The following is an 11,865-nucleotide window of genomic DNA, read 5'->3' as shown; positions in this document are numbered from 1 at the left end:
TAGGTTAAAATAGGATTATAACGATGAGAGGGTGATTAAATGGAAGCAAAACAGTACGTGGAAGAGATTCAAAAAAAGATTCATGAAAACGATCGAGGGCAAGTGGAATACTTGCAAGCAGTTGACGAATTTTTACCAACGGTTGAGGTTTTTTTAAAAGAAAATCCGGCTTTCATTGAAGCCAATATTTTAGGTGTCTTGATTGAACCAGAGAGAATTTTACAATTTAGAGTTCCTTGGCAAGATGATCAAGGGAACTGGCAAGTCAACCGTGGGTACCGCGTGCAGTATAATTCTGCGATTGGTCCATATAAAGGCGGCTTACGTTTTCATCCTAGCGTGAATTTAAGTGTGATGAAATTTTTAGCATTTGAACAAATTTTTAAAAATAGCCTAACTGGTCTACCTATTGGCGGCGGTAAAGGCGGAAGTGATTTTGAGCCTAAAGGAAAATCAGATGCTGAAGTCATGCGTTTTTGTCAAAGTTTCATGACGGAATTACAAAAACATATTGGGCCAAGCACAGATGTACCAGCAGGAGATATTGGTGTTGGTGCAAGAGAAATTGGTTACTTATTCGGTATGTATAAACGTTTGAGAAATTATGATGCAGGTGTTCTAACTGGTAAACCTTTAGGCTACTGGGGTAGTGAAGCAAGAACCGAAGCTACAGGGTATGGCTGTGTTTACTTCGTTAAACATCTATTGAATGACTCAAATGACTCATTTGCAGGGAAAAAAGTCGTTGTTTCTGGGAGCGGAAATGTATCAATCTACGCAATGGAAAAAGCGAAAGAATTAGGTGCCACGGTTCTAACTTGTTCTGATTCAAATGGATTTATTTACGATCCCAATGGTATCGATGTTGAATTAGTTAAAGAATTAAAAGAAAAAAATCGTGAGCGTATTTCTAAATATGTGGAAACTCATTCAGATGCTACGTATTATGATGGGCAATCCGTTTGGGACTTTGAAGTTGCTTATGATATTGCGTTACCATGTGCTACTCAAAATGAGATCAATGAAACGCAAGCTGAACTTTTAGTAAAAAATGGCGGAAAAGTCGTAGCTGAAGGTGCCAATATGCCTTGTACTTTAGAAGCAGTATCAGTGCTTGACAAAGCGGGTGTTTTGTATTGCCCAGGGAAAGCAGCAAATGCTGGTGGTGTAGCGGTTTCTGCGTTAGAAATGAGTCAAAATTCAGAGCGATTATCTTGGTCATTTGAAAAAGTTGATGGTATGCTTGATGATATTATGAAAAATATTTACGAAACATGTCGTGATACAGCAAACAAATATGATGCTGCAAATAATTTTGTCTTAGGGGCAAATGTTGCAGGCTTTGAAAAAGTGGCGCGAGCTATGTTAAGTCAAGGCTTGGTCTAGTCCAAAAATAGAGAGAATGGAGAATGATAGTGATGAGTTTTATCCTGTTCATTCTTCATTTTTTTCTGATGCTTTATCTTATAGAGGAGTAGATACATTAAAATAATGTTTTGATTTGTGGAATAAACAAGTCTTTTTAACTGATTTAAAATAAAATTGGTACAGACAGTCATAATTTGCTTGAAAAAAGCATAAAAAGAACGTAAAGTAGTTAGTGTATTAAGTTTAATTTCAAGGAGGAGAAGGAATGTCACACATTCAATTTGATTATTCCAATTTGACACCATTTGTTGCTGATCATGAATTGGAATACATGCAGACACAAGTGACTGCAGTAGACAAAGCATTAAGAGAAGGAACTGGAGCTGGGAGTGATTTTACTGGTTGGATCGATCTACCAGAAAATTATGATAAAGACGAATTTGCCCGCATCAAAAAAGCGGCTGAAAAAATTCAATCTGATTCTGAAGTTTTAGTTGTGATCGGTATCGGTGGTTCTTACTTAGGTGCAAGAGCGGCAATTGAATTTTTACATCATTCATTTAATAATTTATTACCAGCAGACGAAAGAAAAGCACCACAGGTTTTCTTTGCTGGAAACAGTATCAGCTCAACTTACTTAGCTGATTTGATCAATGTTATTGGTGATCGTGACTTCTCAGTAAATGTGATTTCTAAATCTGGTACAACGACAGAGCCTGCAATCGCATTTAGAGTATTTAAAGAATTATTGATCAAAAAATATGGCAAAGATGAAGCAAACAAACGTATCTATGCAACAACTGACCGCGCTAAAGGTGCTGTTAAAGTGGAAGCAGATGCAGAGGGTTGGGAAACATTTGTGATTCCTGATGATGTTGGTGGACGTTTCACTGTGCTAACGCCAGTTGGTTTATTACCGATCGCAGTTAGCGGTGGCGATATCGATGCTTTGATGACAGGTGCCAATGATGCGCGTAAAGAATATGCTACAACTACTGATCTAAGTAAAAATCAAGCTTATCAATATGCTGCGTTAAGAAATATCTTATACCGCAAAGGTAAAACAACAGAAATGTTGATCAATTATGAACCAGGAATGCATTATTTCTCTGAGTGGTGGAAACAACTTTTCGGTGAATCAGAAGGTAAAGATCAAAAAGGTATTTTCCCAGCAGCAGCAGACTTCTCTACTGATTTGCATTCAATGGGTCAATATGTTCAAGATGGCATGCGCAACTTATTTGAAACAGTTGTTAAAGTTGATACACCACGTCATGTTGTTTCTATCCCTGAACTTGCTGAAGATTTAGATGGATTAGGCTATTTACAAGGAAAAGAAATTGATTTTGTAAATACAAAAGCCTTTGAAGGAACTTTACTAGCTCATACAGATGGTGGAGTGCCTAATATGATCGTTAAAATTCCAGCGATGGATGCTTATTCATTAGGATATGTAATGTACTTTTTTGAAATTGCTGTAGGAATTTCAGGTTACTTGAATGGTGTTAATCCATTTGACCAAGAGGGTGTGGAAGCATATAAGAAAAACATGTTTGCATTACTTGGTAAACCCGGTTTTGAAGACTTAGCGAAAGAATTGAACGCACGTTTGTAACATAATTTTGTTTCAGTGATTTTTATATGCAAATACCGCTAACAGGAGTTTTTGACTTCTGTTAGCGGTATTTTTGATTGGGGTCATTTGAAGTCATCATCTTTGGGATAAGGAAGAACTTGCAATGAGTCATCGTCTTCAATAATTTCCTCAGAAGATGTTGGTTCCTGATAATAATGATTCTCTGTTTCAGATTGTTGCATAAAATCGTCATGATGAGTTGATTCGCTTTGATTTAAGTCATTTGACTGATTTGACATAGCCAAATTATTTTGAGCCAACCTCTCTTTAGCAGCAGCTTCTACTTGCTGGGTATTATCATGATGCGATTTATGATTACCGCCTGTAAATGTTAAATAAATAATCAATGCAATCATGATGATTGTTAATATGATTAAACCAATAAACATGCCAAATGAGATAAACATGATGGTATCCTCCTTATTATTCCTATATCTTCTTCAGTTTATCAAATGTTTCGTGTGCAGTCATCTATTTTTCTTGTATATTCATAATTAAATTCTGTTATTATCAAGCCTAAGTGGATTTTAGGGAGAATTAGGAAGTAGATTGAACGTGATAAATGATTTGAAAGAAAAAGTGGATTGGCTTAAGCACTTTGTCGCTTTAAAAAAATGATAAGATCAAAATAAATTCCCTCAGGTTTAAATTTTGGTTATTTAACAGGTAGGTAATACTTAAATTATTAAGTAATGACTTAAAAGTTTATTTAAAAAGAAAAGAATTCTGTAGAATTTTGATTGTCTGTGGTAGAATGTAGAAAGTAAGTTTTTTGGAGGAATGAATTTGAAGTCTAAAGAGTTATTACATACAATATTATTTTTTGTTGGTTTAGCAGCATTTTTATTTTTGCTAAGACAATTTGTTTTCACACCAGTTGTTGTCAAAGGGCATTCGATGGATCCGACTTTAGCAGATGGTGAGCGAGTGATTGCATTAAAAAATACGAAAATCAAGCGTTTTGATATTGTGACATTTCCAGCACCAGATGAACCCAAGAAGAATTATATCAAGCGAGTGATTGGTTTGCCGGGTGATACGATTGAATATAAAAATGATGTTTTATATATCAATGATAAAGAAGTCAAAGAACCCTATCTTGATGAATTCAAAGGAGAAGTTACGGATGGCTTACCCTTGACAAGTGATTTCACGTTGAGCGAGGTTACTGGTGAGAAGAAAGTTCCGGAAGGCGAATATTTTGTAATGGGTGATAATCGTCGGAATTCAAAAGATGGACGAATGATCGGTTTCATCAATAAAGACAAAATATTAGGTGACGTTAAATTTGTCTTGTGGCCGCTGGATCGTTTTGGAACGATTTAAAGTAGGTCTCATTAATGACAATACAAGAAAGCTCTCTTTTAATTAAGAGGCTTTTTTTGTTAGATAGTAAAAGCCGTATTCAAGCTCCATTTATGATAAACTAAGGACATGAAACACTTATAAAGGATGTGACAGAATGAGTCTACAATTTATCCGCGGAACTGCTGAGATGGATTTAGAAGAAGCTCTTTTACAAGCTTCCGTACAGTGGTTATCAGAAGATGATTCACACGAAGTTTTTTATTTAGTACCAAACCACATGAAATTTGAGCAAGAGATCAACGCACTCAAACGAATAAAAAATATACGAGAGAATCATAGTGATTCGATTGCAACAATGCGCTTTCAAGTGTTTAGTTTTTATCGTTTGGCTTGGTACTTTTTACAACATACACAATATTATGGTTCAGAGGTTCTTTCCGAGGCTGGAGCTGCGATGGTTTTTAGAAAAATTTTGTCAGAAAATGAAGAATCGTTGAAAGTCTTTCGTGGAGAAGTCAATAAATCTGGATTTATCCAGCAGCTATTTGACCTGTATCAGGAAATGAAAGAAGGAAACGTTGATTTAGACGAGTTATTTGGGTACTTATCGGAACCGAATTCAGATAGTAAAGAACAGGATTTACAATTAAAAATTCAAGATATCAAATTAGTTTTTTCAAAATTTGAAGAAACGATGACACAATATGGAATCAAATCGGCAGAAATCCTTAATTATTTAACGGAATATTTAGAAACAAAAGACCTGAGCAATGTTTTATTCGTGATCAATGGGTATCATAATTTTTCTGCAAGAGAATTGAAATTGATAGAGACATTGATGCGTCGCGGTGGTGAGATTAAAATTTCATTAGTATTGGATAAAAAATATCCGAATGAACTGCCGTCGTTGATGAATTTATTTTATGAAACAGGTACGACCTATCATAAGTTATATCAATTAGCTAGAAATGCTAATGTGGCGATTTTACCTGACTACGTGGAAAAAAATAAAGTCTTGATTGCAAATAACAGTCTCCAAACTCTTGAAAAATATTGGGTTGAGGCGCAAGAAAGTCATCCTAAAAAAGGCAAACAAGGAATCACGGAGGATCATCTGCAATTTTGGTGTGCAGAAAATCCTAAGGAAGAAATCAACCATATTGCAAAAGAAATCAGAAGACTAGTTGTAGAAGAAAATTATCGGTATAAAGATATTCAATTGCTGACACGAGAACTGGATAGTTATGAAACTATGATCGAACCGTTATTTTCGATGCATGAGATTCCCGTCTACTTGGATCGCGATATGGCGATGGAACAGCATCCTTTAGTTGAGTTTATTCAGTCTTTATTTGCAATTCATGCCTATCATTATCGTTATCGAGATGTATTGCGCTTTTTAAGAACAGAATTATTCTTTCCAATCGAAGACCAAGTCTCAGTTGAAGAATGGCAAATTCAACGAAATGAATGGCGTCGTAAAATCGACGTAGCGGAAAATGTTGTTTTGGCTTACGGATATGAAGGCTATCATTGGGAGACAAATAAGGATTGGCATTTTATCCGTTATGATTTTGAAGCGGAGCAGCAAGATGACACTGAGTTGATCGAAAAAGATTCGAATGCGGTACGAAATGTGATCCAACAAACAGTACCAGCCTTTTTTAAACAAATTCAAAAAGCACAAACAGGAATTGAAGCGGCTGACTATTTTTATCGTTTCTTGGTGAATAATGGCGTCGAAAAGCAATTGATGATGTGGCGCAATCAAGCAATTGAGAGCGGTCAATTAGAAGACGCTCGTAATCATGAACAAACTTGGGAAGCTTTGATGACTTTGTTAGATGAGTATGTAACGATTTACGGGAATGAATCTTTTGACCTAGTTGCATTTGAAGAGATTTTTTCGAGTGGTTTAGAAGGGTTACGTTACAATAAAGTACCGACGGCAATTGATCAAGTACAAGTTCGTTCAATCGATTTAGCTCGCCCTGGACAAGCTAAAATTGTGTTTGCAATTGGTTTGACGGATCAAGTTTTACCACAAAAATTCGATAATAAAACGTTACTTTCAGATGAGGAAAGACAATTCGTTAATGGTCATTTAGATGATGGACAATTTTTGTTGAATGACACGAGAAAAAGTATCGCGAAGGAACCATTTAACGCGTATATTCTATTTGCTTCGGCTACTGAACGCTTATATTTTTCTTATCCAAGTGTGAAAGATACCGCTAAAGATGTCAAAGTATCTACTTATTTAACCAATATTCAAAATGATTTAGGCTTGCCAATGCAGCAAAGAAATGCACTCACAATTTTAGATGATGAACAAGTCAGCCTAGAACATATCGGCACTTACAGAACATTGATCAGTGATTTAACGAATCTAAAACGTCAGAAAAAGGAAACACAAGAAGGAATTTTGTCTTTTTGGCTGGTGTTGGAACGTGAATTAATGAAACATTCTCAAGCAGCACTTGCTCGTCACGTTTTTGAAAGCCTTGGACATCAAAACTTACCAGAAAACCTACAAGAACATCTAGCAGATGAATTATATACTAAGAATATTTACACATCTGTCTCAAGAATGGAAAGTTTTTATCGTTGTCAGTATCAATATTTCTCACGCTTTGGCTTAGGCTTAAAAGAAAGAGATGTTTTTGGTTTATCGCCAGCTGCAACAGGGGACTTTTTCCATGAGGCATTAGATCAGTTCTTTAAATTATTGATCATGCAAAAGAAACAATTATCTGAACTGACCGATCGAGAAGTCAGCGAATTTACAGAGCAAATATTGAATACTGTCTTCGGTGAGATAAAATTTTCGATTCTCGACACATCCAGCCGAATGAATTATATCCGTTATCAGCTTGGTCAGACAATTAAAAAAGTAAGCTGGGCATTGAAACGTCAGAGCGAACGCAGTGGAATGACGACTGTTCAAACAGAAGTTTTATTTGGTCAGATTGCTAGTCAAAAAGGGATCAAGGGATTAGAATTGCCACTTCAAAATGGTGGTAACATCAGTGTTAGAGGGAAAATTGATCGTTTGGATCAACTAGTAACTCCAGATGCTTTATACTTAGGCGTCGTTGATTATAAATCGAGTCACAAGAAATTCAACATTACAGAAGCTTATTATGGGCTAGCTATGCAGATGCTGACCTACTTAGATGTCGCATTGATGGATGCTGTGAATTTGGTGGGGCAGCCAGCCAAACCTGCTGGCTCATTATATCTGCATGTTCACAACCCGATTCTTCCCTATGAAACAGAGGATAAAAAAGAGCAGCAACTTTTGAAGAAATTCCAATTTGATGGTTTGTTATTGAACGATCCAGTCTTACTCGGGAATTTGGATAAAAGTTTACAGGCTAAACAAAGTTCTTTGATTTTCCCAATCGAAGAGTCAGCCAAAGAAATTATCAAACCAGGTCGCCGTCAAGAAGATAAATTTGTGACAGAACCTGAGTTAGACGCTTTATTAACCCATAACCGTAGTAAATTTATCGAGGCTGGTAATAAGGTAACTAGCGGTGAAATCGATTTAAACCCAGCTTATCAAGGAAAAGAACGCATCGCTTGTCGTTTTTGCCCATTTAGAAGTGTCTGTAACTTTGATGTTATGCTAAAAGAAAATAATTACAATCGTATTGAAACATTATCGAAAAAAGAGGTTATGGATCGTTTGATCGAAAATGAGCAGGAAGGAGGAACGATTGATGAGTAAGACAATTCCTTTACGTCCAGAAAATGAACAATTTACCGATAATCAGTGGCAAGCAGTTTTTGACGGAGACGAGAATATTTTAGTTTCAGCTTCTGCTGGTTCTGGGAAAACCACAGTTCTTGTTCGTAGAGTCATCGAAAAACTTAAAAGTGGTGTGGATATCGATCGATTGTTGATCGTGACATATACAGAAGCTGCTGCAAAAGAAATGAAGGAAAGAATTCAAATTGCTTTGCAAAAGGCAATCACAAATGAAAGTGAGCAAGAGAAAAAACAGCATTTTATCAGGCAGTTGACGTTGCTTCCTACTGCGAATATCAGTACTTTGCATGCTTTTTGTTTAACAGTAATTCGACGTTTTTATTATTTGATCGAAATGGATCCTGTGTTTCGTTTGTTGACAGATGAAACAGAGATGCTACTTTTAAAAGAAGATGTTTGGGATGAACTTAGAGAAAAATTCTATGCTGAAAATGAAGAATCATTTTACCAACTGACAGGTAATTTTTCTAATGATCGTAGTGATGATGGTCTGACTAGATTGGTCTTTTCGCTGTACGAATTTGCCCGCGCTAATCCAGATCCAGAAGAATGGCTCGCTCACTTAGCTGATAGCTACCGTGTAGAGGGACCATTGGGAGACTCAGCATTATTTCAAGATTATTTGAAACCTCAGCTTATGGAAAATCTGTTGCGCTGTGTGGATCGTTATGAAGAAATGATTCGTATGACAGAAGGGGAAGAAAAGTTAGAAAAAATCGCAACTCTTGCTAGAAATGAAAAAGAATTCGTTGAAACTTTTACCAGTCAACTAGCTGATGATGACGTAGAATCAGCATTTGAAATTTCTAAAACAGTCACATTTGAGCGCTATCCTACCGTGCGTACGGAAGAGTTGAAAGAGATTTCTGCCCAAGCCAAAAACTTGCGAGAACAAAATAAAAAAGCGATAAACGATATTCTTAGTAATCTTTTTACTTTATCACCTGAACAAATGAAGGAAATCTTAGAACAATCCCAGCCACTTGTTCAAGAGATGGCTAAAGTGGGAAAAGCATTCATAGATACTTACAGCAAGCAGAAACTAAGAAAAGGCTTAGTTGATTTCAATGATTTAGAACATTTCACTTTAGCGATTTTAGCAAAAAAAGAATCTGGGGATTGGTTTGCTACTGAAGCTTCCAACTATTATCGAGAGAAGTTTGATGAAGTGTTGGTCGATGAATATCAAGATATCAATCGATTGCAGGAAACGATTTTATATTGGCTCAGAAGACCTACAGCCGAAGAAGGTAACTTGTTTATGGTGGGGGATGTCAAACAATCTATTTATTCTTTCCGTTTAGCTGATCCAACATTATTTATTGAAAAATATAATCAATATGGTCAAAATAAAGAGGGAAAACGAATCGTTTTAGCTGAAAATTTCCGTTCTAGAAAAAATGTCTTAGATTTTACTAATTTAGTTTTTGAACAATTAATGGATGAACGTGTCGGTCAAATTGCGTACGATGAGGCTGCGCAGCTTGTTCATGGATTCGACCAGTTCGCTGAAGCTGAAAATTATGACACGGAATTGCTGATTTATGAAAAAAAATCAGAGCAGTTGGAAGAAACGCCTAACCTAGATGATTCTCAATTGATCTTAGAAGATAAAACTGAAGGCGAATTGCATATGACAGCACTCAAAATTAGAGAGCTGATTGATAAGAAATTTTTGATTTATGACAAATCAACGAAAGAAAATCGCCCACTTACCTATAAGGATATTGTGCTATTGACGCCAACTAAGAAAAATAATTTGACGATTTTAGAAATATTCAAATTAGCTGGAATTCCGATTCAAGTGAATGATGCTCAAAATTATTTCCAAGCAACAGAAGTCCAAACAATGGTGGCTCTTTTACAAATCATCGACAATCCCTATCAAGATATTCCACTAGCGGCTGTCTTGCGTTCACCGATTGTAGGCTTGAAAGAAAATGAATTAGTGACGATCCGTTTGGCAGCTAAAAAAAGTTCGTATTATGAAGCATTTTTAATGTTTAACCAAAATGAAGCTAGCGATTCAGATCAGCAATCATTAAAAGAAAAAACCACAAAATTTGCTGACTGGCTGGAACAATGGCGAGAAATTGCTAGAAGAAATCAATTAGCGACACTCATTTGGCAGATCTATCAAGATACTGCGTATTTAGATTATGTAGGAGGAATGCCTGCGGGGAAACAAAGACAGGCAAACCTATATGCTTTGGTCGACCGAGCCGCCAGTTATGAACAAACAAGCTTCCGAGGGTTGTTTCAATTTGTTCGTTTTATTGAAAAAATGCAGGAAAAAGATAAGGATTTAGCTGAACCAGTAATTTTGAGCGAAGAGAATGCAGTTCGTGTTATGACGATTCATGCTAGTAAAGGCTTAGAATTCCCAGTAGTTTTCATTTTAGACATGACCAAAGAGTTTAATCTTGGCGACTTGAACGAACGCTATATCTTTGATGATCGCTTAGGTGTGGGGATTCGTTATCTTGATCAAACAGATCGAATGCTCTATGAAACTTTACCATTTTTGGCAATTAAACAGGCAAAATTAAAAAAATTACTTTCAGAAGAAATGCGTAAATTATATGTAGCATTGACTAGAGCTGAGCAAAAACTTTATTTAGTGGGTTCATACAACAATCAAGATGCGGCTTTTAAAGAATGGCTAAAGGTTGGCGATGTTCAGACAAAAGTCTTGCCTAGTGAAAATCGTCTGCAAGGTAAAAGTAGCTTGATGAACTGGGTAGGGATGAGTTTGGTTCGTCATCAAAAAATGGCTGAATTTCAAACTGAATTTTTAACTGAGAAAATTGCAGGAATCACGCAACATTCAGCAGATTTTACCGTTTCTTTTATGACAGAAAAAGCGATACAAGAGCAGTTTGCAGCACTTCAATTTGTTGATACAAGTTCCATAAAAGAAGAACATACTGGAAATAGTGATCCAAAATCCATAGAAAAAGGTCTGCGTCGTTTAAATTATGAGTATCCCTATCAACTTTCTACTAAAACGACGAATTACCAATCAGTGTCTGAAATCAAGCGTGTATTCGAAGACCCAGACAATAAGGAAATCGCTAAAATCGAAGTAAATGAAAAAAATACAATTCAACCAACACCGATGATCATTCACCGGATGAGTGAAGGGGAGCTAGGGAAACCCAGATTTATTGAAACCATTCGGAAACCATCCGCGGTGGAAATCGGAACAGCAACACATTATTTATTGCAGCTTTTAGACTTGAATGAAGAACCGACCAAAGACAGTATTCTTCAACTGCTTGAAGAACTAGTCCAAACAAAAATCATACAAGAAAATGTAGCGAAACAAATCAATATCGATCAAGTTCTATCTTTCTATCGTACGAGTTTAGGGCAACTTTTGCTAGAAAATCCAGCAAAAGTTGTTCGGGAACAACCATTTTCGATGTTGTTGAAGGCGGAACAACTAATCAAAGATTATCCCAAAGAGACACAAGACGATTTATTGATCCACGGAATGATCGATGGATACGTTGAACAAGATGAAAACTGTATTCTTTATGATTACAAGACTGATTTTGTTCAAGACATTGAAAATACACATGAAATCAAAAAAATCATTCAGCGTTATAGAGGTCAATTGAATTTATACCGAAAAGCGCTAGCTCAGGCTACAGAGAAACAAGTCAATCAGTTATTGCTCGTATTATTGTCTGCTGGAATCATTATTGATATGGACAAAGAAGAGATTATTGAAAAAATGAATTAAAATGAAAGCAAATATACTTACAAATTGTAA

Annotated in this window: 6 protein-coding genes; 5 read left to right on the top strand and 1 reads right to left on the bottom strand. The window is 36.1% G+C overall.

All coding sequences use genetic code 11. The features are described 5' to 3' along the window. Positions 1-39: 39 nt before the first annotated feature. Positions 40-1,386 carry an NADP-specific glutamate dehydrogenase gene (gene gdhA / locus BCR21_RS01795; protein WP_069644807.1) on the top strand — a complete coding sequence of 449 codons (1,347 nt, stop codon included), beginning with the start codon at positions 40-42 and terminating at the stop codon, positions 1,384-1,386. Between the two features lie 247 nt (positions 1,387-1,633). Next, positions 1,634-2,983: a glucose-6-phosphate isomerase gene (locus BCR21_RS01790; RefSeq protein WP_069644806.1), complete on the top strand. Its 1,350-nt coding sequence runs from the start codon at positions 1,634-1,636 to the stop codon at positions 2,981-2,983. 83 nt (positions 2,984-3,066) lie between these two features. On the opposite strand, the gene BCR21_RS01785 is transcribed toward BCR21_RS01790, so the two are convergent. After that, positions 3,067-3,411 (bottom strand): hypothetical protein, encoded by a 345-nt coding sequence (locus BCR21_RS01785; protein WP_069644805.1) that lies wholly within the window; start codon positions 3,409-3,411, stop codon positions 3,067-3,069. A gap of 373 nt (positions 3,412-3,784) precedes the next feature. Between BCR21_RS01785 and lepB the strand changes: the two genes are divergently transcribed. The 3 genes from lepB to addA all read left to right on the top strand — a co-directional run bounded on the left by lepB (position 3,785) and on the right by addA (position 11,835). Further along, on the top strand, positions 3,785-4,330 hold the full coding sequence (lepB, locus tag BCR21_RS01780) for a signal peptidase I (protein ID WP_069644804.1): 546 nt from the start codon (positions 3,785-3,787) through the stop codon (positions 4,328-4,330). A 136-nt stretch (positions 4,331-4,466) separates the two neighbouring features. Further along, a complete protein-coding gene (locus BCR21_RS01775; RefSeq protein ID WP_069644803.1) occupies positions 4,467-8,045 on the top strand; it encodes a PD-(D/E)XK nuclease family protein in 3,579 nt (1,192 codons plus the stop codon). Next, on the top strand, positions 8,038-11,835 hold the full coding sequence (gene addA, locus BCR21_RS01770; protein WP_069644802.1) for a helicase-exonuclease AddAB subunit AddA: 3,798 nt from the start codon (positions 8,038-8,040) through the stop codon (positions 11,833-11,835). The genes BCR21_RS01775 and addA overlap by 8 nt, the downstream gene beginning before the upstream one ends. Positions 11,836-11,865: the final 30 nt, after the last annotated feature.

Source organism: Enterococcus ureasiticus, assembly GCF_001730285.1.
GTDB classification, from domain to species: domain Bacteria; phylum Bacillota; class Bacilli; order Lactobacillales; family Enterococcaceae; genus Enterococcus_L; species Enterococcus_L ureasiticus.
The sequence above is the reverse complement of the archived record's forward strand: the minus strand, read 5'-3'. Positions and strand labels throughout refer to the sequence as shown.

Bases quoted from the DNA above. Each gene is read 5' to 3' on its own strand.
- lepB (WP_069644804.1), top strand. From the start codon at position 3,785: ATGAATTTGAAGTCTAAAGAGTTATTACATACAATATTATTTTTTGTT.
- BCR21_RS01790 (WP_069644806.1), top strand. From the start codon at position 1,634: ATGTCACACATTCAATTTGATTATTCCAATTTGACACCATTTGTTGCT.
- BCR21_RS01785 (WP_069644805.1), bottom strand. From the start codon at position 3,411: ATGTTTATCTCATTTGGCATGTTTATTGGTTTAATCATATTAACAATC.
- gdhA (WP_069644807.1), top strand. From the start codon at position 40: ATGGAAGCAAAACAGTACGTGGAAGAGATTCAAAAAAAGATTCATGAA.
- BCR21_RS01775 (WP_069644803.1), top strand. From the start codon at position 4,467: ATGAGTCTACAATTTATCCGCGGAACTGCTGAGATGGATTTAGAAGAA.
- addA (WP_069644802.1), top strand. From the start codon at position 8,038: ATGAGTAAGACAATTCCTTTACGTCCAGAAAATGAACAATTTACCGAT.